At 29.6% G+C, this 25,339-nt stretch carries 28 protein-coding genes; all 28 read right to left on the bottom strand.

All coding sequences use genetic code 11. The annotated features are described in order from the left end of the window. Positions 1-7 precede the first annotated feature (7 nt). The 28 genes from KQI16_RS05210 to KQI16_RS05075 all read right to left on the bottom strand — a co-directional run bounded on the left by KQI16_RS05210 (position 8) and on the right by KQI16_RS05075 (position 25,126). Entirely contained in the window at positions 8-733 is a 726-nt protein-coding gene (locus KQI16_RS05210) for a FliA/WhiG family RNA polymerase sigma factor (protein WP_216432642.1), read from the bottom strand. Between the two features lie 12 nt (positions 734-745). Then, complete coding sequence (locus tag KQI16_RS05205) at positions 746-1,375, bottom strand: flagellar brake protein (protein ID WP_216432641.1); 630 nt, start codon at positions 1,373-1,375, stop codon at positions 746-748. A gap of 11 nt (positions 1,376-1,386) precedes the next feature. Beyond that, a complete protein-coding gene (locus KQI16_RS05200) occupies positions 1,387-2,250 on the bottom strand; it encodes a MinD/ParA family protein (RefSeq protein ID WP_216432640.1) in 864 nt (287 codons plus the stop codon). After that, a complete protein-coding gene (flhF, locus tag KQI16_RS05195) occupies positions 2,244-3,398 on the bottom strand; it encodes a flagellar biosynthesis protein FlhF (RefSeq protein WP_216432639.1) in 1,155 nt (384 codons plus the stop codon). Before flhF ends, KQI16_RS05200 begins: the two co-directional genes overlap by 7 nt. Next, on the bottom strand, positions 3,398-5,452 hold the full coding sequence (gene flhA / locus KQI16_RS05190; RefSeq protein ID WP_216432638.1) for a flagellar biosynthesis protein FlhA: 2,055 nt from the start codon (positions 5,450-5,452) through the stop codon (positions 3,398-3,400). The genes flhF and flhA overlap by 1 nt, the downstream gene beginning before the upstream one ends. After that, positions 5,436-7,307, bottom strand: a complete 1,872-nt coding sequence (locus KQI16_RS05185; protein WP_216432637.1) for a fused FliR family export protein/FlhB family type III secretion system protein — start codon at positions 7,305-7,307, stop codon at positions 5,436-5,438. The genes flhA and KQI16_RS05185 overlap by 17 nt, the downstream gene beginning before the upstream one ends. 13 nt (positions 7,308-7,320) lie before the next feature. Beyond that, entirely contained in the window at positions 7,321-7,587 is a 267-nt protein-coding gene (gene fliQ, locus KQI16_RS05180) for a flagellar biosynthesis protein FliQ (RefSeq protein ID WP_216432636.1), read from the bottom strand. An 8-nt stretch (positions 7,588-7,595) separates the two neighbouring features. Next, a complete protein-coding gene (fliP, locus tag KQI16_RS05175) occupies positions 7,596-8,369 on the bottom strand; it encodes a flagellar type III secretion system pore protein FliP (RefSeq protein WP_216432635.1) in 774 nt (257 codons plus the stop codon). 13 nt (positions 8,370-8,382) lie between these two features. Beyond that, entirely contained in the window at positions 8,383-8,751 is a 369-nt protein-coding gene (locus KQI16_RS05170; protein ID WP_216432634.1) for a flagellar biosynthetic protein FliO, read from the bottom strand. Between the two features lie 17 nt (positions 8,752-8,768). After that, entirely contained in the window at positions 8,769-9,218 is a 450-nt protein-coding gene (locus tag KQI16_RS05165) for a flagellar basal body-associated FliL family protein (RefSeq protein WP_216432633.1), read from the bottom strand. 4 nt (positions 9,219-9,222) lie between these two features. Next, entirely contained in the window at positions 9,223-9,939 is a 717-nt protein-coding gene (locus KQI16_RS05160) for an OmpA/MotB family protein (protein WP_216432632.1), read from the bottom strand. Next, on the bottom strand, positions 9,939-10,745 hold the full coding sequence (locus KQI16_RS05155) for a motility protein A (protein ID WP_216432631.1): 807 nt from the start codon (positions 10,743-10,745) through the stop codon (positions 9,939-9,941). The genes KQI16_RS05160 and KQI16_RS05155 overlap by 1 nt, the downstream gene beginning before the upstream one ends. Before the next feature lie 15 nt (positions 10,746-10,760). Next, positions 10,761-10,952 carry a flagellar FlbD family protein gene (locus KQI16_RS05150; protein WP_216432630.1) on the bottom strand — a complete coding sequence of 64 codons (192 nt, stop codon included), beginning with the start codon at positions 10,950-10,952 and terminating at the stop codon, positions 10,761-10,763. 104 nt (positions 10,953-11,056) lie between these two features. Beyond that, positions 11,057-12,430 carry a flagellar hook protein FlgE gene (locus KQI16_RS05145; protein ID WP_216432629.1) on the bottom strand — a complete coding sequence of 458 codons (1,374 nt, stop codon included), beginning with the start codon at positions 12,428-12,430 and terminating at the stop codon, positions 11,057-11,059. Positions 12,431-12,504: 74 nt separating this feature from the next. Further along, a complete protein-coding gene (locus KQI16_RS05140) occupies positions 12,505-12,894 on the bottom strand; it encodes a flagellar biosynthesis protein (protein ID WP_216432628.1) in 390 nt (129 codons plus the stop codon). A gap of 25 nt (positions 12,895-12,919) precedes the next feature. Beyond that, positions 12,920-13,600 (bottom strand): flagellar hook assembly protein FlgD, encoded by a 681-nt coding sequence (locus KQI16_RS05135; RefSeq protein WP_216432627.1) that lies wholly within the window; start codon positions 13,598-13,600, stop codon positions 12,920-12,922. Positions 13,601-13,610: 10 nt separating this feature from the next. Continuing rightward, positions 13,611-15,149 (bottom strand): flagellar hook-length control protein FliK, encoded by a 1,539-nt coding sequence (locus KQI16_RS05130; protein ID WP_216432626.1) that lies wholly within the window; start codon positions 15,147-15,149, stop codon positions 13,611-13,613. An 18-nt stretch (positions 15,150-15,167) separates the two neighbouring features. Then, positions 15,168-15,614 (bottom strand): flagellar export protein FliJ, encoded by a 447-nt coding sequence (fliJ, locus tag KQI16_RS05125; RefSeq protein WP_216432625.1) that lies wholly within the window; start codon positions 15,612-15,614, stop codon positions 15,168-15,170. Positions 15,615-15,627: 13 nt separating this feature from the next. Then, positions 15,628-16,935, bottom strand: a complete 1,308-nt coding sequence (gene fliI / locus KQI16_RS05120) for a flagellar protein export ATPase FliI (protein WP_216432624.1) — start codon at positions 16,933-16,935, stop codon at positions 15,628-15,630. Between the two features lie 16 nt (positions 16,936-16,951). After that, positions 16,952-17,713, bottom strand: coding sequence for a FliH/SctL family protein (locus KQI16_RS05115; RefSeq protein WP_216432623.1), 762 nt, complete (start codon positions 17,711-17,713; stop codon positions 16,952-16,954). Then, positions 17,697-18,713, bottom strand: a complete 1,017-nt coding sequence (gene fliG, locus KQI16_RS05110) for a flagellar motor switch protein FliG (RefSeq protein ID WP_216432622.1) — start codon at positions 18,711-18,713, stop codon at positions 17,697-17,699. The genes KQI16_RS05115 and fliG overlap by 17 nt, the downstream gene beginning before the upstream one ends. Positions 18,714-18,721: 8 nt before the next feature. Beyond that, positions 18,722-20,287, bottom strand: coding sequence for a flagellar basal-body MS-ring/collar protein FliF (fliF, locus tag KQI16_RS05105; protein ID WP_216432621.1), 1,566 nt, complete (start codon positions 20,285-20,287; stop codon positions 18,722-18,724). A gap of 18 nt (positions 20,288-20,305) precedes the next feature. Beyond that, the gene (gene fliE, locus KQI16_RS05100) at positions 20,306-20,608 is read right to left on the bottom strand and encodes a flagellar hook-basal body complex protein FliE (protein WP_216432620.1); all 303 of its coding nucleotides are present in this window, start codon (positions 20,606-20,608) and stop codon (positions 20,306-20,308) included. 14 nt (positions 20,609-20,622) lie between these two features. After that, positions 20,623-21,027, bottom strand: a complete 405-nt coding sequence (flgC, locus tag KQI16_RS05095) for a flagellar basal body rod protein FlgC (protein ID WP_216432619.1) — start codon at positions 21,025-21,027, stop codon at positions 20,623-20,625. Positions 21,028-21,032: 5 nt separating this feature from the next. Further along, positions 21,033-21,428 (bottom strand): flagellar basal body rod protein FlgB, encoded by a 396-nt coding sequence (gene flgB / locus KQI16_RS05090; RefSeq protein WP_216432618.1) that lies wholly within the window; start codon positions 21,426-21,428, stop codon positions 21,033-21,035. A gap of 426 nt (positions 21,429-21,854) precedes the next feature. After that, on the bottom strand, positions 21,855-22,688 hold the full coding sequence (locus KQI16_RS05085; RefSeq protein ID WP_216432617.1) for a flagellin N-terminal helical domain-containing protein: 834 nt from the start codon (positions 22,686-22,688) through the stop codon (positions 21,855-21,857). An 85-nt stretch (positions 22,689-22,773) separates the two neighbouring features. Beyond that, positions 22,774-24,042: a branched-chain amino acid transport system II carrier protein gene (gene brnQ, locus KQI16_RS05080; RefSeq protein ID WP_216432616.1), complete on the bottom strand. Its 1,269-nt coding sequence runs from the start codon at positions 24,040-24,042 to the stop codon at positions 22,774-22,776. Positions 24,043-24,418: 376 nt separating this feature from the next. Beyond that, positions 24,419-25,126, bottom strand: a complete 708-nt coding sequence (locus KQI16_RS05075) for a hypothetical protein (RefSeq protein WP_216432615.1) — start codon at positions 25,124-25,126, stop codon at positions 24,419-24,421. Positions 25,127-25,339 lie beyond the last annotated feature (213 nt).

The raw sequence follows: 25,339 nt of genomic DNA, 5'->3' as shown, positions 1-25,339 counted from the left end.
ATTCTCCTTAAATATAATTAATTTTCTTCATAATTGCTCTTAAATTTCTAATTGCCCTGCTATGTAACTGACTAACCCTTGATTCTGATACTTCTAATACTTCTCCAATTTCCTTTAAAGTTAGTTTTTCATAATAATATAAGTTTAATACTAATTTATCTTTTTCTTTTAACTGTTCTATAGCCTTCTCTAAAATTTCTATTCTCTCTTTGTTTTCTAAGGATTCTTCTGGTGATATGCTATCCTTATCCTCAAGTGTTTCCATAACCGTTAAATCATCATCATCAGAATAGATTATGGCTTCTAAAGATGTTACAGACATATAATTTATATAATTTTCAATATGTGAAACTTCATCTATAGTCAAATTCATTTCGCTAGCTATTTCCTCAAGAGTAGGTTCTTTCATCAAAGTATTTTGCAGTCTATCAATAGCTTCATTATATTTAACTAATTTATCCATTGCCCCTTTAGAAATTGGCCTATGCTTTCTTATTTCATCTATCATTGCTCCTTTTATTCTTAAAGTTGCATAAGATGAAAATTTCATACCTTTACTAGGATCATATCTATTAATTGCATCTAAAAGTCCAATAATTCCATATCCAACTAAATCTTCGTATTCTAAATATTTCGTTTTTCCAAAACTAACTCTTGAAGCTAAATATTTAACTAATGGTATATATTTTTCAACTATTTGTTCCTTTTGAATTAATGGACTTTTCGCTTCCATATTTTAACCTCCTTAAATAAGTTCCCTTTGTTTCCTCATTACCTTAAAAACAATTTTTATTATCTCTTCCCTTGTTCTTTCATTAATATCGGAGAAAATAATTCCACAAATATATTTATTATCCTCTGTTCTTTCTACCCTAATAACTTTTCCATTTACATTTATTATAGAATTCTCATAAACTATTTTTGCCAAAATAATATCATCTTTTTCAAGCTTTTCCTCTACTTTTATTCTCATTCCACCACCGCTTAAATCAAGCAGCAAGGCCTTTTTGTATTTCTCATTTTCTATATCCTTTGCATTTATATAATTGATTATCTTAACAAAATTTACTCTGACATAATCTCTTCTTTGTATCTTTTTAATATCATAAGGCAAGCTCAATCTATATAATGATAAATTTCTTTCCTTTGTTCTTCCTAAAATTTTAGTTTTAAATTGATAAATATTATTATTACCATAGTAAATTTGCTCTATAATTGTACCTGTTGCCAAAGTTAAGTATTCTCCATCTAAAACTGGAATAGAGATTAATATTTCCTCTTCTTTTTCCCTAATATCTTGAATTACAGATTTATAATTCTTTTTATCATATAAAACCTCAAGTTTATTATTAATCTCTAATTTCAATTTCTCCACTTACACTCCCCCTAATTAAAAATACTAAATAGCTTTTTAAACAATCCCCTTGCTCCAATACCTTTTATTTCTTTTTCTTCTCCTAGTAATTTTTCTGCAATATTTCTTATGCACCTTGCTGCATCACAATTAGGATTTGAAATTACAAAAGGCTTTTGTTCCCTTACGGCTGAAATTAACTTTCTATCTTCATATACAAAACCTAAATAGTTAACATTGATCGATAAAAATTTATTTACAGCAGCTTGAAACTTATTATAAGTATTATCTCCTTCATTTTTATCTATAATCCTATTTACAACAATATTCCCCTTATCCTTAATTTTAAAATGATTAACAGCTTTTAATAAACTATATCCATCTGTTAAAGACGTTGGTTCTGGAGTAGTAACTAATATAAATTCATCTGAGCAAGCTATAAAAGCAAGAACACTTCTATTTATACCAGCACCTGTATCAATAAATATATAATCAAAACCTTCAAGCATTTCTATCTTTCTTAAAAATAAATCCCTTTGATTTTGCTGAAGATCCTCAATATTATTTAAGCCGCTGCCTCCTGGCAAAAGCTTTACACCTCCAGGACCTTCCACAATAACCTCTTCTATTGAGAGATTTCCATTTATTAAATCTAATACATTATATTTTGGATAAATCCCCATTAGTACATCATCATTTCCCATACCAATGTCTGCATCAAAAATAAGAACTCTTTTTCCCATTTGAGCTAGGGTTATTGATAAATTAACCACAAAATTACTCTTTCCTACTCCACCTTTTCCAGAAGTAACAGTAATTATTTTTGTTTTTCTTGTATTATATGCTAGGGGCTCTCCTTTTGCTAGTTTTCTTAAGCTTTCAGCTTGATCTAACATATGCTTTCCTCCCCTAGTATTAATTTTTCAACTTCATCAAAGGATGGGCATTTTATGTCGTCTGGTACATTTTGCCCAGTTGTAATATAGGCTATTGGTTTTTCTGACTTTCTAGCTATATTGTAAATACATCCATAAGCTATAGTTTCATCTAACTTAGTTATTATTAACCTCTCATAATTTAGTTCCCTATATCCATCTAATATTACATCTATATCTCTATTCTTAGTAGTTCCGCTTATTACAAGCATTGTACTATCAGGTGTAATCTTTTGAATAAAAGCTCTTAATTCTGAAATTTGCATAGTATTCTTGCTGCTTCTTCCTGTTGTGTCTATCAATACAATATCACAATCTTTTAATTCTTCTACTGCACTTTCCATTTCTTTTAATGTTATTACTACCTTAAAGGGAATATTCATAATTTCTGCGTAAGTCCTTAACTGATCAACTGCTCCAATCCTATAAGTATCAATTGTTATTAAACCTACCTTCTTTTTATCAATTAAAGCAAGTCTTCCAGCTAACTTCGCAATAGTAGTAGTTTTTCCAACTCCTGTTGGTCCCACTAATACTACCTTACCTTGTAAATTTTCATTAATTATTTTTACATCATTCTTTATAAGTTTCTTAAAATCTTCCTTAAATTCATCTACAGTATCATATTCCCTATTTAATAATTCCTTAAGCAAATCCTCTTCAACATCAATTTCCCTTAAATAATTTAATATCTCATCATCTTCTTTTTCCTTTGTTGTATTTCTTATAACTTTATTTAATAATTCCTTTATTTCTTTTACTTCATCTTTAATATTGTCATCAATAACAGCAGGACTTACAGCTATATCTTCTTTCTTGCTATCTAAATTACTATTAATATCCTTTGATTTATCCTTCATTAATTGCTTAAGGCTGTTTATAGATTCATTTATGTCAAATTCATCACTTTTCTTTTGCTTGCTATTTAAGTTTAATTTATTATTTTCTAAAGCAGCTGTAACCTCTATCATTTTAGGTTTAAAATATCCAAAAAAACCTGGCTTTTTAATTTTTCTTTGACTAATAATAATAGCATCCTTACCCATTTCATAACGAATTCTTGTAAGAGCTTCATTCATATCCTTTACTAAGTACTTTTTTATTACCATTATAATGATACAACTCCTTCAGTTCTTATTTGTACATCATTTGGAATTTCATTTAAAGATACAACCATTATATGAGGATATACCATTTCTATTAGCTTTCTAAATACTGGCCTGATATTTGGCGAAACTAATATTACCGGCTGATTATTATAAAAATTAATTCTATCTATAACATCCCTAATAGCTTGAAGTATCCTTGTAGTTGTATCTGGATCTACTGCTGGAAATGAACCTTGCATTGATTTTTGAGTATTAGCTGCAATTAATTCTTCAATTTGTGGAGATAGAGTTGCTACTGTAACTGTTCTATTTTCATCTATTATTTGATTACAAATAACTCTAGCCAAGGCAAATCTAACATATTCAGTTAATAACTCAATATCTTTAGTTAATCTTGAGTTATCTGCTAAAGATTCCATAATTGTTACCATGTCCTTTATTGGCACTTTTTCCTTTAAAAGATTTTGTAATACCTTTTGTAATTCTCCTATTGTCATAAGATCAGGTATAAGCTCATCTACAACAGCACTATATCTTTCTCTTGTATTATCAACTATTAATTGAACTTCCTGTCTTCCTAATAATTCATAAGAATGAGCTTTAATTGTTTCTGTTAAGTGAGTAACCATAACAGTTGTAGGATCAACTACTGTTAACCCTTGTATCTCTGCCTCTTCTCTCTTATCAATATTTATCCAAACTGCAGGCAGGTTAAAAGTAGGTTCAATGGTCCTAATTCCTTCTATTCTTGTATTATCACCAGTAGGATCCATACATAAAAGCATATTTGGCATTAATTCTGCTGAAGCTACAACAGTTCCTCTAATTTTTATTACATATTCATTTGTTTTTAATTGAAGATTATCTCTAATTCTTATAGGTTGTACAATTATTCCCATTTCAATAGCACATTGCCTTCTAACAGATGCAATTCTTTGAAGAAGGTCTCCTCCAGTTGATTCATCTGCCAAAGGTATTAAACCATATCCAATTTCAACTTCCATTGGCTCAACTGAGATTAAATTCATAACATTTTCAGGCTCTTTTCTTTCAAGTTCTGTAGTATCTTCCTCTGCTTGTGCCATTGCCATTTCTTCTTGTTTTCTTTCTTCTTTCATTAATATAAATGCCAGATATCCAAAAGATACAGCTGCCAAAGTAAAAGGAATCTTTGGCATTGATGGTATTATAGCTAAAGCAAGCATTAAGGCAGAAACTATAACCATTGCTATTGGAAAGGCTGTAAGTTGTTTAGTAAAGGTCTTACCAAAATTTTCTGAACTTCCAGCTCTAGTAACTAAAATACCTGATGCTGTAGATATTAATAAAGCAGGCAATTGACTAACCAATCCATCTCCTACCGTTAATTGTGTATAAAGGGAAGCTGCTTCTTGAATTCCCTTACCACTCATTACACCTATAATTATTCCACCAATTATATTTATTAATGTAATAATAATACCTGCTATTGCATCACCTTTAACGAATTTATTAGCACCATCCATAGCTCCATAAAAATCCGCTTCTGCTTGAAGGTCTTCCCTTCTTTTTCTTGCAGTAGCATCATCAATTATACCTGCATTTAAATCAGCATCAATGCTCATCTGCTTACCAGGCATAGCATCTAAGGTAAATCTTGCTGAAACTTCAGCTACTCTGCCGGCACCATTTGTGATTACCATCATATTAATAATAACAATAATTATAAATATTATAATACCAACAACATAATTCCCACCAATAACAAAGTCACCAAAAGCAGCAATTATGTCACCTGCATTTCCTTGACTTAAAATAAGTCTTGTAGATGAAATATTTAAGCCTAATCTTAATAAAGTAGTTATAAGCAGTAATGTAGGAAATATTGAAAATTGTAGTACATGAGTTGTAAACATAGTCATTATTAATATACCGGCAGATATTGTTATATTAAATGCTAATAAAATATCTAAAATAATTGTAGGTAGAGGTATTATTATCATAAGTACAATACCTAATACACCAAATGCAACTAAAACATCTGTATTCTTTTTTATATCAAATTTCAACCTCATCCCATCCTTCTTTATCCTCTAGCTCTTTTTTCTTATCTAATTTATATACCATAGCCAATATTTCGGCAACAGCTTGATACATTTCTTGTGGTATAAATTTATCTATTTCTACCTGTTCGTATATCATTCTTGCCAAGGGCTTATTTTCAATAATTGGTACATCATTTTCCCTTGCTTTTTCCTTTATTTTTAAAGCAAGAAGCTCTGCTCCCTTTGCCACAACTTGCGGTGCTTCCATTTTACCTTCTTCATATTTTATTGCCACAGCTAAATGTGTTGGATTTGTTATAACAACAGTAGCATCTCCTACAGAATTTATCATTCTCCTTCTAGACATCTCTCTTTGTTTTTGTTTAATCTTAGATTTAATTTGAGGATCTCCTTCCATTTGTTTATATTCTTCCTTTATTTCTTCCTTTGTCATCCTCAATTCTTTTTTATGAAGTAAAACTTGTACTAAATAATCTATAGCTGCTACAGCCACAACAAATATTGCTATCCTATAAAAAATACCTAATAATAATGATTTAACCTCTACTCCCATTGTTGGAAGATATAAATTACCGATATTAAGAATCTTATAAAAATTATCTTTTATATAGGAATAAGCCATATAAATTATAACCGAAATAGATATAAGATTTTTAACTAACTCTAATACTGACCTTTTAGAAAACATATTTTTAAATCCACTAATAGGATTTAATTTATTTAAAGAAGGTTTAATTGCATCCTTTACTACTAAAAAACCTGTCTGCATCAAACTTGCAGCAACTCCAGCTATCATAATAGGAAGAACAATAGGCAGTAAGGTTATTGCCATTTTACTTAAAACAAATACACTTAGACCTTGAATAGTTCCATCTGTCAGCGGTATTGAAGCTGCTTCTGAAAGAAAGTAAATGATATTCTGTTTAAAAGCTTCCACAGTTCTGTTACTTAGCAAAATTATTACAAATATTGAAGCTATAAAAGTTATAGCTAAACTTACATCTTTACTTCTAGCTACCTGTCCCTTTTTTCTTGCATCACTTTTTCTTTTAGGAGTTGCCTCCTCTGTTTTTTCATCAGAAGCAATAAAGAATACGAAGGGAACTGCGGTTATGATTTTTCTAATAATATCAGGTATATAGCTTATATTACTAATGATAATTTTTATTATTACCGGTAAAGATAAAGCTATTGCAATTATTCCAACAAGCATCTTCACAGGCATACCAAGAATCATTACGTTTATTTGGGGAACTGCCCTTGAAATCAGCCCCATACATAAATCTGTTAATATGATAATCAATACTATTGGTATTGCTATTTTCAATCCTATTACAAAATACTCCACTATTATTCCAATAATGGTCATAATATTTTCTGCAAATAATAGGCTTTTGCCTAGAGACAATAAAGTAAAACTTTCTAATAAAGATTTTATCAACAAATGATGACCATCAACAATAAAGAAAATGATCAGCCCAATAGAATGTAGTAAATTTCCGCTTAAGGTCGTATTAACTTTACTATTAGGGTCTATTATGTTAACCATGCTCAATCCAATATGTAAATCTAATAAACTACCTGCCATAACAATTATTTTGAATGATATATCCACAATTAAACCAAATATTAGTCCAGTTAATACTTCTGATATGACATATGTAATTAAATAATAATTGCTTGTAATCTCATTTACACTTGTGTAATCAATTCCTCCAAGCAAAGAAAAGGAAAGAATTAGTGCAATAAAAACCTTAAGTTTATTTGGAGTTCCTGTCGGAAAAAATACATTTGATATTCCTAAAAAAGATACTATTCTTAAAAATACTAGAATAAGTGCTAAGAAGTAGGCTGTATCTATCATACCTTCCTACCCCCTAAGATATATTAATTATTATATCAAATATTCTCTTTGTAAAATCTATAATCGTTTGAGACATAAAACTCCCTAAAATTAACCCTGTAATCGCAACCCCTATTAATTTTGGAACAAAAGTCAATGTCTGTTCTTGAATTTGGGTTGTAGCTTGAAAAATACTTATTATTAGTCCAATTAAAATAGAAACTATTAAAATTGGTCCAACTACCTTTAGAGCTGTAAATAAAGTATCTTTAACAATGCCAGTAACTAAATTTTGACTCATTTTTCGCATTATCCTCCAAAACTTGAAATTAAAGATTTAACTAATAAATTCCATCCATCCACCATTACAAATAATAGTAATTTAAAAGGAAGAGACACCATAACTGGCGGAATCATAAACATTCCCATTGACATTAAAATACTTGAAACTACCATATCTATAATTAAAAATGGTAAATATATTAAAAAACCTATTTGAAAGGCTGTTTTTAATTCACTTATAGCAAAAGCTGGTATTACAACAGTTAAAGGAATATTTTCCCTTGTAATTTCCTCAGTATTTAAATCTGATGTTTCAATAAATAATTCCAAATCTTTTTGTCTAGTTTCTTTTAACATAAACTCCCTTAAAGGCTTGCTTGCTTTCTCTATAGCTTCTTCTTGAGTAATTGCATTTTCCATAAAAGGTTTAAAAGAATTCTCGTTAATTTCATTATATACTGGTCTCATAATAAAGATAGTCAAAAATATTGCCAAACCAGTAAGAATTTGATTTGGTATTGATTGAGCTGCTCCTAATGCATTTTTCAAAAATGAAAAAACTACAACTATTCTAGTAAATGAGGTCATCATAATTATTATAGACGGCAATAAAGTTAGTATTGTTAATACAATTAACAACTTTATATTATCTACATAATTTTGAGGAGAGGCTGCTTCATCACCAATAGAAATATTAAGATCAGGTATATTTATGGGGTCTGCCATTACAGTTTTATCAAATATAAAGGTTAAAGATATAATAACTATGACCATAAATATAATTCTTTTTCTTTTACTCATATTAATCTTCCTCTTAGCTATTTTTATTCTTAAGCTTTTTCACTTTCAAATTTAGTTTTTTTATTAAATCTTCATATTGTTGACTTATTTCTTCTTTTTGTTTTTCCTTATTTTCATATATTTCTGCAATTTCCTCTTCAGAAATCTCTTCTAATTTTTCTATACCTTTATTAGAAGAACTAATGACATACCCTTTTTTACCAATTTTTAGTAATATTATTGAATTATCTTTAGAAATGTTTGTCCTTTCCAAAACTCTAATATATTTTCCTTCATTTAACTTATCTAATTTCCTATTACTGATCTTGACAAGTATAAACATTAAAGCAAAAACTACTACTAAAGCTGATAGTAATTTTATCATTAAAACTGCTAATTCCATTAACCTTCTACCTTCTATTATTGAACTATAATTTCACTAATATAAACATCTACAAGCTTTCCAGAAGTTAGCTTAGTATTTATTTTCTCAAGTAATGTTCCCTTTAAGACAGCTTCATTTGCAGGCTCAAAATCCTTTGCCTTGCAGGATTTAAAATAAAAGTTTGCTATATCCTTAATTGCAACTGCCTTTTCATTTAATTCATCAACTATTTCTTTATTTGACGAATCATAGCTTATTGATAGATTAAGCTTAACATATCTTCTTGAATTTTCATCACTTAAGTTAACAAAAATTTCACCTACTTCATAATAAGCTTCTTTAATATATACTGGTTCATTTGCAGCACTTTTATTCATAGCAAAATATGTACCAGCAAATACACCTACACCAATTGCTGCTATTACTGCAAAAATAATTAAAACTCTTCTTCCTTTACCCTTTTTTTCTTCTTTATTTTTAGCCATTATTTTAACCCTCCTGAGATGTTATTATTAAAATATTAACCCTTCTATTTTTCGCCTTATTTTCATAAGTATCATTTGGTGCAACTGGGTGATATTCACCATATCCAGAAGCACTAAATCTAGTAGGATCAAGCCCCTTTTCCTCAACAAAATATCTTACTACATTTACTGCCCTATCAGCAGATAACTCCCAGTTAGAAGGAAAGTCATATGTATTTATCGGAACATTATCTGTATGTCCTTCTACTAAAATATCATTATCAATTGAAGCTAATAATTCACTTACCTTATCTAAAACTGCCCTACTATCAGCTTTTAGCTGAGAACTAGCAGATTCAAATAATATATTATCCTTTAATTCTACAATAACTCCTCTTTCATTATCTTCAATTGTGATAATATCTTTAAGTTCCTGGTTATTACTTAGAAAATCTTTTGCTTCTTTATATGTCTGTTCTTTCTTTGTTAAGACACCTTCACCCTCTATGTCTGATTCTCCACCTATTAATGGAACTTCTCCATCATATAAATCAAATTGAAGTATGGAGCTCCCCTCACCATTTAAAGCTTCTAAAACTACTTTACTAGCACTTTCATTATTTTGGGAAGTTATTACAAATAGTAAGACAAAAAATGTCATAAGTAATGTAACTGTATCAGAATAAGTAGACATCCACTCATTTCCAGTAAGTCCTTCACTTTTCTTTTTTTCTCTTGCCATTAAATAACAACCCCTTTGTCATTCTCAACATTATTTTGTAAATACTCTAGCTTTTCTTTTGGAGGTAAATATGTAATAAGTTTTTCTTCTACTATTCTTGGGTTTACACCGGATTGTATTGCAAGAATTCCCTCTAACATCATTTCCTTCTCTTCTACTTCCTTATTATTTTTTTGTTGTAAATTTGTATATATTGGAAGACATATCATATTGGCAATAACTGATCCATAGAAAGTTGTTATTAAAGCAACTCCCATCCCCTTTGTAATATTAGCTATATCAGTAACATTGGCAAGCATTTGAATAAGTCCAATAAGTGTTCCAATCATACCAAAGGCTGGAGCGTATGACCCCCAAGTTTGGAACATTCCTGCACCTCTTTCGTGTCTTGCTTGCATCTCTGCTATTTCTAATTCTAATATTTCTCTTATCAACTCTGGTTCCACACCATCAACAACCATTTGAAGTCCCTTTTTAATAAATGGATCTTCCATAGCATTTATTTCATCTTCTAAAGATAATAAACCCTCTCTTCTTGCTTTCTTTGAAATATCAGTAAATTGTACTATAATTTCTTTTGGAGAAGAGTTAGCTTCTTTAAAAGCCTGCATAAAAACTTTGCCAATATTTTTCACTTCAGATAATGTATAAGTCATCAATAATGCAGAAATTGATCCCCCTCCTGTTATCAATAAAGAAGCAAAATCCCAGAACCACATTAGTGGTCCTCCTTGAACTATACCATATACCACTAGTGCTATACCAAGAACCAAACCTACTCCGGTTAAAATATCTGTTTTCTTCATATAACCTGCCTCCCACTATAACCTATATGCAACAATTTTATTTTTATATTTAAGGACTTCTTCAACTACTTCATCTATGCTTTCCAATACTATATATTTCTTGCCATTTGTAAGGGTTATTAAAGTCTCAGGTACTTCTTCAATTTTTTCTATATGCTCAGCATTTAATATAAATTTCTTATTATTCATTGCTGTTAGTTCTATCATAAAAACACCCCATTATATCAGTTATCAGTTGCCAGTTATCAGTTATCAGTTAAGGAAATCTCCTTAACTGAAACTTGAAAACTGAAAGCTGTTAACTAAATTACCTATCTTTTTAAATTAATTATGTCTTGAAGAATTTCGTCTCCAGTAGTTATCATTTTTCCAGCCGCTTGGAAAGCCCTACTTGCTACAATCATATCTGTAAATTGTTCTGCTAAATCAACGTTTGACATTTCAAGCATACCTTGATTTGTTGAGCCGTAACCACTTGAGTTATCATCTTCGATTGTTCCAACACCACTCTTAATAACAGCTTCACCTGAGTTTACAGAAGCACTATACATATTTCCACCATTCTTAGTTAGACCTTCTGCATTTCTAAAAGAAGCTAATGCTATTTGGCCAAGGGCAGCAACTCTACCATCCTCAAGAACTCCACTAATAATTCCATTAGCATCTATTGTAAAACTCTTAATTCTTAATTCTTCATCTGAGCCCGGCATTTTAACTTTTTCAGGAATTCTTAAAGTTTTTAATTCACCATCATAAGCTTTTAGATCTAAAGTTGCATCTACGAAATAAACATTCCCATTATCATCTATACTTTCTGCTGGGGTACCTCCAGTTATTATTCCTGATGGCCCGTTTGTAGTAATAGTATTTAAATTTGCATTATCAGAAGAAACTTTTACACTTTGTGATATTCCTGCTTTAGATAAAGCTTTATTTACTGCTACTTCAATTTGTGCAGTTGTTAAAGCATTTTCAGTTGTAAAATCTCCATTAATTGTGATTGTCTTAGTATTATTATCTACTTCTGCTGATGTAACTGTACCAGCATCTCTTGTACCTATAACAAATCTATAACCATTTAATTGAGAACCAGGTCCAAAATTAAACTTTAAACTGTTATCAACATCATCTATTGTTACTTCCCCTGGTGAAAGTGCTGTTGGAGTTTTTGAATTGTCATCATTAGTTAACGAATATCCAAGTATTCTATAACCATTAGCGGTTAATAGGTTCCCTTCTTCGTCTAATGTAAAAGCTCCGTCTCTAGTATAGAATATTTCACTAGCTGATTCTACGCCTTGTGCAACAAAATTATGTGTTCCTACCTTATGATTTACTTTCAAAGAATCATCAAATACTGTTGGCCCTTTACTTACCATAAAGTAACCTGTACCATCGATTGCAACATCTAAAGCTCTGTTAGTAGGCTGCATTGAACCTTGAGTCATAATATTAGCAATACTAGCCAATTGTACTCCAAGACCAACTTGTTTAGCATTTGTTCCCCCTTGCTTAATTGAAGGAGCCATTGCATCAGAAATATTTTGACTTAACATATCACTAAATCTTGCTGTTGAAGATTTAAATGCTGTTGTTCCTACATTTGATATATTATTACCTATAACATCTAGTTTAGTTTGATTTACTTTCATACCGCTAATCCCGGAATATAATGATTTTAACATAATTGACCTCCTAAATATTTTATTTTCTTACTTCTGTCATTCCATAAGAATAAGCTTCCTATTTTAGGTCCAGCTTATAAAAGAACTACACTATCAACATTTGTAAAGATATTCTCCTTTGATCTTTCCTTTTCAACCGCAGTAATTAAGGTCTTATTTTCAATGCTGGCTATCAATGCTACATCTTTATATAACATCACTGAATTTCTTGAGCCCTTATTTTCAGCCAGCTTAAAACCTCTGCCAATGACCTTCATATCTTCAGATGTAAAATTTAAATTACTTAACCTTTCTGCAGCATGTTTAGATATTGTGTAATCACTTTGAATTTTATTTACTTCATTTTTTAGAACATCATTGAAATTTATCTTTTCTTTATTATTGGCTTTACTAAAACCTGAATCCTCTGGCAATTGAAAATTCCCAACAGGATAAGCTATACCATTAATAACTCTAAAGCCCATGAAATCACCTGCTTTTCATTTATAACTATAGTTCTTCAGAACTTCCTACTGTCTTAGTAATTTTTTCAAAGTTAAATTCCTTAATTTCTCCAGTTCCATCTAATTTAACTCTAACATTTATTGTGTTTCCCTCTCTTAATACTCCTAGAACTTGTCCAACTAAATTATTACCATCATCATCTTTTTCGCTTAATTCTACAAATTTATTAATAAGTGAAGTTGCTGTTAAAAAGGATGTATTTCTATTAAGATTTATTAATGAAGCTTGATTAGTATCTTCTACATCTAATACTGAAGCAACACTGGACAAATCAAAATCCTTATATACATTTTTTCCATCTTCATTAACTTCAACAGATATGGTTGTTCCATAAGCAGTAGTTGTAACCGCCCTTACTATACCCGTATATTGGACACCTTGATTATCATATGCATTTAATACAACTCCTCTTCCAACCATTGCATTATTAGCAAAACTTGACATAGTATTATTTAAATTAGTAAACTGCTCCATTTGCGCAAACTGTGCCATTTGAGTAACATATTGAGTTGAATCAACATTTCCAGTAGGATCTAGATTTGAAAGTTCTGCAGCAAGAATTCTTAAAAAGGCGTTTTTGTCCATTTCTTCTCCAGGCTTTACAATCCTAGTTCCTCTGTCAGTAGCCCTGCCATTAATGTTATAGGCACTTATATTAGTAGTCATAATCTCCCTCCTAAGCTAAAATATTTAAATTATTATCCATGCTTGCTTCCTCGACTGCTTCTTCCAGCTCCCCCTCTGAATATATTCCTATAACTTTATTTTCAGATTTATTTTCTTGTGAGTTAGAAGAATTTTGCTTCTCACCACTAAAGAATGTAGTATCTTCATTGTAAATATTTATTGATACCTCTTGAATTTTTATATTTTGCTCTTGTAAATTATTTGTTATTTCTTGAAGATTTGCATTTAACAAATTATAAGTTTCCTTAGAAGTAGCTCTAAGTTCTGCCTTCATTATACCTTCTTCCGAAATAATTTTAATTGTTAGTTCTCCAAGTTCCTTAGGATAAATCTTAATACTTAATTCTTCCATATTATTCTTAATCATGTATTTAACACTTTGAATAATATCAGAATTAAAAGTATGCCTATAGATTCCCTTCGGCTCAACAATAATTTCACTAGGATTTTGAATAGATTTATTAACTGAAGCTAATAAACTAGCAAAGGAATTCTTATCATCTTCTCCTAAAATCTTTAATAATAGCTTATCTTCTTCAGCAATTTCATCCTTTAAATTAAATTCATATCCATCTTCATTAGCTTCATTATTAGAAGCTATCCTTATGGATATAGGAGACATTAACTCATGAGAATTATCAAACTTTGAAGCTTCCTCATTATTTTTAATAGAAGTTAAGGCCTTCATTAATTCTGTCTTTTCATCCTTATTCATAGAATTAACCATAGAAGTTATATCTTCTTGTGAAAGTGAATTAACTATCTCTATTAACTTATTATTAAGGTTATCAACTTTTAAATTAAATGCAGCGTCTTCTTCTAAAGAATTATTATTTTCTAATGCCTCTATTAATAAACCTTTAATTATTTCTAAATTATCAATAATGCTTGTTGCTTCATTTAAATTAGAATTTTTCTTATCTAAATTAGCTGCTATATTTATTGCATCATTTAAAACAGCACCATTCCTTTCATTCCCATAAAATAGTTCATTTAGTATTCCTTCTATACCATTATCAATAATTTGATTGTTATCATTGAAAATACTTTCTCCGTTAATATCGAAATTTGTAATAAAAGATTTATTATCATTTTCTACATTGATATCAAGACAATTACTATCACTAATAATTAAATTATTATAAGAATTTTCATTGATAGAATTGTCATTATAAAGTAAATTAGATAATAAAATTAATACATCTGAAATACTTTTTAAATCTACTTCCTCTTCATCAAAATTTTCATCTATAACCTTAACTACTTTTTCGATAACTTCTTCCAGAGACTTCTTATCAACAACAATTTCTTTTTCAACTGTATCTTGTTTTAATTCATTTTTTTCTCTAGACACAACTGCTTTTTCGCTTTTGCATTTAATCCCTCTTTCATTAACTTCCTTGTTCAATAAGTCATTAAAGCTATTTTTATCCTTAATTTCATTTTTTGAAAGTTTAGAGCTGTTAGATTTTATATCTGTATTTTGAATATTAATTTTAAGCTGATTTAATATATCTAAGTTCACCATTTTCACCTCCTTTCAAAATTAATTTTGAATTGATTTGTTATTTCTAACGTAGGCATATAAGGCCATTTCATCTAGCTGTAATTGCTCAATCCTGTCTAATTCTTTATAATATGCCACTTTCTTTTTTTCTTTTAAAATATCAACAGTCTTTCTTTCTATCTGCTTTTGAATTAATTCTTTTCTTTTTACTTCAAGTTCTTTTGTTTTAGCAATAAGTTCTTTTTCTGTTTGTTCTATTCCTTTATTTAAGGCGAATAAATAATTTTTTTTAATTTTTTGATATATCAAGTCTTCACCTGGACGAATACCATTGTATTTTTCATAATTTTCCTTTAGAGCATCCAGCCTTTGCTCAGTTTCCTGCTTCTCTTTTTGAATTTTAGTGAATTTTCTTTTACTTTCCTCTTCTTTTTCTTTTCTTATATCAAGAAGTTTTTCTAAACTGAATTTGAATTTTTGTGCCATTATTTATCACCTTTTAATTATTAAATATTGAAATTAAATTATTAATAGAAGTATTAAAATCACTCTTTTCTTCTATACCCTGTTTTAAGAATTTGTTTATACTTTCAATATACTTAATTGCTAAATCTATTTTCTTATTGCTTCCTTTTACATAGGCTCCTAAATTAATTAAATCCTCGGCATCTTTATAAGTAGCAAGTAAATCCCTTGCATAGGAAGCTGAAGCTTTATGTTTTTCTTCTGCAATATTAGACATAAGTCTACTTATACTATTTAAAATATCAATTGCTGGATAATGATTCTTATGAGCCAAAGCTCTAGATAATACAATATGGCCATCTAAAATCCCCCTTACCGCATCTGCAATAGGCTCATTAAAATCATCTCCATCAACCAAAACTGTATAGAAGGCAGTTATAGAACCCTTATCTGAGGTCCCTGGTCTCTCCATAAGCTTTGGAAGTTTTGCAAATACAGAAGGTGTATATCCCTTTTGGGCTGGAGGTTCTCCTATTGCTAGTCCAATTTCCCTTTGAGCCATAGCAAATCTTGTAACTGAATCCATCATAAGTATTACTTTTTTGCCTTGGTCTCTAAAATATTCAGCAATGGCAGTAGCTGTTAGGGCCCCCTTAATTCTAATTAATGCAGGCTTATCAGAGGTTGCACAAACAACAACTGATTTTTTCATTCCTTCTGGTCCTAAATCTTTTTCAATAAACTCTAAAACTTCCCTTCCTCTTTCTCCAATAAGGGAAATTACGTTAACATCAGCTTCTGCTTCTCTTGCAATCATACCTAGAGTTGTACTTTTACCTACCCCTGAACCAGCAAAAATACCAATTCTCTGACCTTCCCCAACAGTTAAAAAGCCATCTATTGCTCTTACTCCAGTTGGAAGAATATCTTTAATTCTTTTTCTTTTAAGAGGATCTGGCGGCTGGTTTTCAAGAGGATATCCTATGCCATCAATCAATTTTTCATCAGAAAGAGGATTACCAAGACCATCTAATATTTTTCCAATAAGTTCATCAGAGCATCTTACTTCAAGGGGCCTTCTTTCTGGAACAACTCTACAGCCTGATGAAACCCCAATAAGTTCACCTAGGGGCATAAGCAAAACTGCATTTTCCCTAAAGCCTACAACTTCGCATTTTATCGGCTGGTTATCAAGGTTGTAAATTGTACATAGCTCCCCAACAAAAGCCTTTACTCCTTGAACTTCTATAGTAAGTCCGATAACCTGTTTAACTGTCCCCTCCTGATATTTTGTGTATACCTCTCCAACTTTTCTTATTATTGAATCAAAATCTATATACATACTGCCTCACCTAAAATCATTTAAACAATGCTTCTTCTAACTTTTCTAAAGCTACATCAATTCCTACAATTGCTTTCCCAGAACTTTTTTCAACAACAGCATTACCAGGCTCCATTAAAGGATCTTCTAATATAAAGATTTCACCTTTTATTGAATAAGCTTTTTTATAATATTCAATTTTTTCTTCGATAGACTTTATATGAAGTTTATTACATCTTATAATAATATTTTCTTCATTTTTAGCTTCATTTAATATATCCTCAATCAAAGGCAAAACACCTTCATCTCTTTTTAATTCTCTTCCAGCAATGGCTTTAGCCATTTCAAAGGCTAATTTAACTATTTCTTTTTCTTTTTCATTTATATATCTTTGATATTCAGCATTTGCTAAAGCTAATATTCTTTCAGCATTTTCAATCTTCTCTTTCACTTTATCTTTTGTTTCTTGTTTTACTCTTTCAATGCTTTCTTTATAGCCTTTATCAAATCCATCTTCATAACCATTTTGTTTTCCTTGAGCATAGCCATTTTCATAAGCTTCTCTTTCTATTTCAACGGCATTACGTCTACTTTCCATTAAAATTGCTTCAGCATCAGATTTTGCTTTTCGTATAATGTCTGCCCCCAGCTTTTCATAGCTAGCTTTTATATCAATTTCAATTTCTTTTGATTTATCTGCTTCTTCTTCTCTTTTTTTTCTCACATAATTTGTTTCAATTTGTTTGTTATTACTAGTTACAGCAACCTTATTTTTAATAAGATTATAAGATAATTGCATCTTCGCCACCTCTTGAAATTATTATTTCCTGAGCATCATCCAATCTTCTAATAATTGAAACAATCTTTTGCTGAGCTTTTTCAACATCCATTAACCTAACAGGTCCTAAGAATTCCATATCTTCCTTAAGGGCAGCAGCAGCTCTCTTAGATTGATTTCTGAAGATAGCATTAGCAACTTCGTCAGAGCATCCCTTAAGAGCAAGAGCAAGTTCTTTTCCGTCAACTTCTCTAAGAACTCTTTGAATTGATGTATCGTCAAGAGTAACAATATCTTCAAATACGAACATTGAGCTCTTAATTACATCTGCCAATTCTGGATCTTCTCTCTCTAAACTTTCAGTAATATTCTTTTCAGTTGTTCTATCTACTTGGTTTAATATATCCACTAAAGCTTCAATCCCACCTAAGGAAGTCATTTCGCTTCTTACTACGCTGCTTAGCTTACTTTCAAGTACCTTTTCTATTTCCTTAATAACCATTGGAGATGTATTGCTCATAGTTGCAATTCTATAGGCAACTTCACTTTGCGTTTCTTCTGGTAATTCTGCTAACACCTGTGCTGCTCTATCAGGTTGAAGATAACATAAGATTAAAGCTATAGTTTGAGGATGCTCGTACATAATTACATTTAATAATTGATGAGCATCAGCCTTTCTTGCAATTGCAAAAGGTCTATATTGTTGTGTTGCCTCAGTTATTTTTTCTAATATTTCATTTGCCCTTTGAGTTCCTAAGGCTTTTGCCAGCAAGGTTCTGGCATACTCAATGCCACCCTCAACTATATAATCTTGGGCCCTATTCATCTCTAAGAATTCATCTAATATTTCCTGCCTTTGCTCTGAAGTAACTGATGTAATATTTGCAATTTCATAAGTAATCTTTTGTATGTCACTTTCAGGAAGCCTCTTTAAAATAGATGATGATGCTTCAGGTCCTAATGTTATAAAAAGTATTGCAGCCTTTTGTATTCCAGTTAATTTATTATTATCTCTTGCCATAACATCACCTACCTATCATTTTCATTTAACCAAGACTTAATAATTTCAGCTACTTGTTCTGGTTTTTCTGTAGCATACTTTCTTATTTCATTTTCCATATGAGTCTTTGGATTAATAGCATCAAGATCTAGCTTTGGTAGTTCTTGTGTTTTTTCTGTTGTATCATCAATTACAACATCTAAAAGATTTTTCTTTTCTTCTTCATCATTTCTTCTAGATTTTCTTATTCTTATTATAATAGCTGTAATTATTCCAATAAGAAGTAATAAACCAATTCCACCATAAATTAAAATTCTCTTCATTTTTTCTTGTTCCAATAACTCATTAATTGCATCAATATCATCTTGATTTCCTTCTTTTGTTATAGAATCAAACTTCATTCCTGTAACAGAAATAGAATCTCCTCTTTCAGTATTAAGACCTATTGCATTTGCCACTGCATTCTCAATAGCAGCTTGTACATTTTGATCTAAATTACCATCAACAAAGACAGTTGCAGTTAATCTTTTTACCTCTCCAGGAGCGCTTATAGTTTGAATTTCTGTTTTGCCAGTTTCATAATTGGTTGTTACCTCTTCTCTTGAAGATGTATTTTCTGATGAATTTTCATCTCCACCTATAGAATTTTGCATATTATTATCTACTGGACTTGTGCTTGTATTTCCCTCAGTAGAATTACTATTTTCCTTTATTGTCTGTTGACTTATTATAACCTTATTTGGATCGATAATTGTTTCTGTTTTTTGCTTTGAATCAAAATCCAAATCTACATTCACAGATGTAGCTACTTTATTTTTTCCAATAACAGGCTCTAATAATTTCACAATTGAATCTTCTAATTCTTTTTCATATTTCTTCTCTAAATCAAAATGTTGTTGGATAGTTTCTGAACTTACCTCTATTCCCTCTGAACTTTCTAATCCTTCTGTTAACAAATTCATATTACTATCTATAACTTGTACATTTTCTTCCGGAATATTTGAAGAACTTGCTGACACTAAAGCAACAATTGATTTAACCTGATCCTTAGTTAATGTGTTGCCAGGACTTAATTTTATATAAACCGCCGCCTTTCCAGGTTCCTTATCTTCAACAAAGACAGAATCCTTTGCTGGAGTTATATGTACTCTAACTGTTTCAACTTGAGGAAAACTTTTTATAGTTTTTTCTAATTCCCCTTGATGAGCTCTTAATTTTTTCAAATTAAATTCATCTTCTGTCATTCCAAAGGAGCTTCCGTTATCTAATAGTTCATATCCCACGCTTCCACCAGATAATTTAGGTGCTAATTCAAGTCTAAGTCTATCAACCTCATTTCTAGGAACTAAAATACTCTGTCCCTCTACCTTCATATCTATACCTAAATTCGTTAATTCCGCCATAATATTTTGAGCATCAGCTGGATCTAAATTAGAAAATAATACCTTATATTTATTGGCAGAATTGTAAAAAAACAATGAAGCTATAGCTATTAATAAAGCAATAAGGGCAACTATTACTGCAATTCTTACACCTTTACTAAACGCTTTATATTTCTCCAATAGCTTATTGAACATTTCTTTAAGCTTATTCATCAATAGCACTCCTTACTACTACAATTGCATGTTGTTTAACTCTTTTATCGCATCCACAACTTTATTCCTTACTTGTATTGCTAATTGAAGAGACATCTTTGCTTCTTCCATACTTAACATCATTTCATGTACTTCCACATCTCCGCCTGCAATAAATTCGTTAGTTATATTATCAGCTTCGATTTGCTTTTGATTTAACTTGTCTAAATTATCCTTTAAAACACTCTCAAAACTTTTATTAGCTGCTTCATTTCCTTTTTCTTTTATATTACTAATATTATTAAATATTTCCTGTGAAGGAACAAACTTATTTACTATCACCTAAATCCCCTCCCCTATTTACCAAGCTCTAAAGTTTTCATAAACATGCTTTTAGTTGCATTTAATGTGTCCACATTTGCTTCATAGGATCTTGAAGCTGCAATCATATCTGCCATTTCATTTAGTATGTTTACATTTGGCATAGTCACATATCCATTTTCATCTGCATCTGGATGAGTAGGATCATAAACTTTTTGCAAAGGAGAATCATCTTCAGCAATTCCTATTGCCTTTACCCCATTTAATCCCTTTGCCTTATCTAAATTTTCTTGAAAAACAGCAATTTTTCTAACATAGGGTTTTCCATCTTCTCCCCTGGTAGTAGTTGCATTTGCAATATTAGATGTAATTGTATCCATTCTAAGCCTTTCAGCAGATAAGCCGCTTGCACTAATTCTCATTGTATTAAATAATCCCATAACTATTAATTACCTCCTGATATTACACTCTTTGTCATACTTAGTTTTGAATTTGCTTGAGTAATTAAAGCATTATACATCATTGTATTAGCTGCTTGATTTACTTTTTCCAAATCTAAATCAACATTATTTCCATCTTGACGCATGCTTGTACTATTATCTTGCTCAATAGAAATTAAAGAATTATTATGCTTTCCATTAAGATGCTCTACATTTGTCTTCTTTAAGGAAAGTTTATTTTTTTCATTCGTCAAATTTTCTTCAAAAGTAACATAGGACTTTTTGAAATTCTTTGTATTAATATTTGCAATATTATTAGCTATAACCTTCCCCCTTAAGGAGGATGCATCTAGACCTAATTTTAAAATTTTATATGTGCTATCTTTATTATTAATATTCATAAACTTCTCTCCCTAAAAAATTATTAAATTATAAAAATTTTTGTCGTTTACAATTATATATTATCATTTATCATTATACTATTTTTTTCGGAATAATTCCTATTATTTTTTGTTAATTACAAATTAAATTTTATCATATTTTATTATAGTTTAATAGAAATTATTTTTCTATTAAATTTTTTAGAAAAATAATCAACATAATTTTAAAAATAAAAACCAAAAATTTCAAATATATTCTTTTAACTGCTAATTCTTTCGTTTTTTTTGATAAATTTTTCTAATATTTTTATACTTTTTATTAATATTAAATATTTTTTGCCAAAAAAAGCAAAAAACGCTATGCATTAATTTGCATAACGTTGTAATTATTATATTAATTTCTATTAAATTCATACTTTGTCTAATTAAAAGCAAAATTAAATAGAATTATTTCATATTTTCCAAAACTCTTAATACATCTTGAGGGAATTTATTAGTTTGATGCATTAAAGCTAAAGAACTTTCTGAAAGAATTGACCTTCTCGCAAAATCTGCCATTTCTAAGGCAATATCAGCATCACTAATTCTGCTTTCAGCAGTTTGTAGATTTAGTGTAGTATCCCCAATATTTTCATAACTTGATTCAAGTCTGTTTTGGATAGCACCAAACCTGCTTCTAACAGAGTTTACCATATTGATAGCACTGTCTACTGCCTGCAGTGAAGAATCAATACCATTATTTATAAGATTTAAGTCCCCTCCAAAAATTTCTTCAGATGAAATATTATATAGAGGTATTTCCATTCTATCTCCTACATTTGCGCCTACCATATGTTTTAATGTAGTCGGATTATTATTATCAGAACTTTTATTGCTTAATAATTTTACTCCATTAAATTCTGCATTTGAAGCCATTTGATCTATACTATCCTTTAACTGATTTATCTCATTTTGAATTATTTGTAAATCTTCTTCACTATTAACTCCACCTGCCTGAACTGTAAGTTCTTTTATTCTTATTAAGGACTCATTCATAGAAGATAATACTCCATCTGCAGCTTGTAACATAGATATTCCATCTTGAATATTTCTCTCAGCCATTTGTATTCCCTTAAGCTGTATCCTAAGGTTTTCCCTTACTCCCATCTTATTAGGATTATCCTTAGATGAGTTAATCTTACTTCCTGTACTTATTCTATTCATTATTTTAGATTGAACATCTAAATTCTTTTTATATCTGCTATATATATTTAGCGAATCCATATTTTGATGTAATCTCATAACATTTCTCTCCTATACTTTTAGTTTTCACTTATTTTTATTATCGTTAAATAAACAAATTCCTTAATATATATAATAAAAAATATTAAACTTCACTAAATTTTTTATATGTATTAGGAAAAAGCATACAGCCTATGACAATTGCAATTACCGTTGGCAGAACCCAGGGAAAGCCAAGCTTAGCAAGAGGTATAAAAGTTAAATTTATTCCTGGTATTATTGACAATATGCCAAAAATTAATGAAGTGTAAGTGCCAAGTCTTATTGCATTTATGTTATTTATTAAGTTATTTAAAAAGCTTGTAACAATTAATGTGACAGCTACAGGATATAACACATTAAGTATTGGAACAGATAATACAATTATTTTATCAACTCCTAAAGTTGCAATGACTAAACTAACTATGGATATTATGATAACATTTAATTTATAATTTAATTTGCCCTTTGATACTTTTTCAAAAAATTCTGCTCCAGAGCTTAATAAACCTATAGAAGTTGTTAAGCAAGCCAAGCCCATTGCTGTTCCAATTAATATCGGTCCTAAATTTCCTAATATGCTTTTAGATATTAATATTAAAATTTCTGTTTTTCCAAGGCTCTCACTTGTTAAATTAACTGTCTGGGCCCCTATATAAGTTAAACCTCCATAAACAAAAGCAAGTCCAATTCCAGCAACTGCACTTGATTTAAATAGCATAGATGACATTTCCTTATTCCTATACCCCTTACTTTTTAAGGATTTTGTTATTATTCCTGCAAATAAAAGTGCTGCTATAGCATCCATCGTTTGATACCCTTCTAATAAAGATGAAGAAAACACATTAACAGCATTAGTAGAAACAATCTTGTCTATAGGAATAAGTAACCCTTTAATAATAATAAATCCAAGTAATATTATTAAGGTTGGAGTTAGATATTTACCAAGAGTATCTATTACGGAGCTACTTTTAAAAACAAAAAATATATTTATTAAAAAGTATATAATCATTGCTACAATAGGTGGTATGTTTGGAAAAAAGGGGGTTATTGCAAGTTCAAAAGTCGTAGCTGCAGTTCGCGGTATTGCAAGCATGGGACCTATTGCCATAAATAATAAAATAGTTAATATTGTAGAAAACCTCTTCCCTATCCTATTTGAAATACTATCAAAGGTTCCATCCCCCATGGAACAGGCAGTTATAGCCAAAAATGGAAGTCCTACTCCTGTAATAATAAAACCGATAATAGCTGCTAAAAATTGACTCCCTACTTTATTTCCTAAAAAAGCAGGAAAAATTAAATTTCCAGCACCAAAAAACATTGAAAATAATGCAAAACCAATAACAATTGTATCTTTAGTATTTTTCTTCATTTTTTCTTTCCTTTCTTTTTTAAAGTCCAGATATTATTATAAAATAAGTTTGCACTAAAATATATAGAATATTTATCATTTTTATAAGAGTAATTATATTAAAGGAATCTTTTCATAATTCAGATTCTCTATTGTTTCATATATCAATATTATAAAATAATCAATAGCTATTATAATTTCTAAATTAGTTATTAATAATTGATGTAGAAGTAATTAACATGTATATAGGAAAAAGACAGATTCGAATTAGATCTGTCTTTTTTAAAGGCTAGCAGCACAATTATTTTGATGAAGCCTTATTTATTATTCTTAATCTATTTTTCTATATCTATTATTCCACATTATGACCCTAGGGTAAGTACAGCAGAAAGCAGAATTACACAATATCTATTTTTCTATATCTATTATTCCACCATGATGACGGGTGATATCCTTTAAAAATAAAAATATCTTTATCATAACTATATTTATTAATTATTTTTTGAACTAAATCTCCTAATTCTATTTTCTTTTTAACCTCTCCTAATTTCTTTAATACAACTTCCTCATCACAAATACTATACAAATATTCTTTATTTATTACTTTTGGTACTTTAGGAATATAAGGATCCTTTTCATGACCACCTTTTGTACAAAGATTAATTATAACGTCAGGTTTATATTTTTCTAAACGCTTAATAAAATACTTATCAAAATCTTCCATTAACCATAATTTAATCCAAATTCTATCTCTAAATATATTAGTATTAACTCCTAAGCTACATTGATATTGAATTGCATTACTTAAAATAACCTTATATTTTCCATCTCCCAATTTATCCTTTATAATATTACTAAAATAATCATTTAAATATTTCCCTGTTTTTCCAATAGCCGGCGCAATATGTCCATCAATTCCTTTAAATTCATCTTTATGTGGACTTTCTAAAACTATTAGAATTATTTTTTCTTCTTTATTATCTTGCAATAATTTTAATTTATTATCATTTATAAAAATCTTCTTAATGTTTTCAACTCTTTTTTTCCTATCAAACCATAAATTATTATGTATTACTCTGTTCTCCTTAATTTCAAAATTTCCCAAATAATTATCAGGACAACTATTATAGTTAACTGTATTTATATCAAGCCTTAGTTCTTTTAATTTTTCGTTATTTTTTTTTAATTCTTCTTCAAATTGTTAATGTCAATATTATTTTTAACAAATTTGCAAATATAACTTTTAACACTTTTGACTAATTATTTTTTGGAATTATTAGTGAATATTTTATCTTTAACTCTATAAGATTTACCTGTT

The organism is Caproiciproducens sp. MSJ-32, from assembly GCF_018918055.1.
Taxonomy (GTDB): Bacteria; Bacillota; Clostridia; order Clostridiales; family Clostridiaceae; genus Clostridium.
The sequence above is the reverse complement of the archived record's forward strand: the minus strand, read 5'-3'. Positions and strand labels throughout refer to the sequence as shown.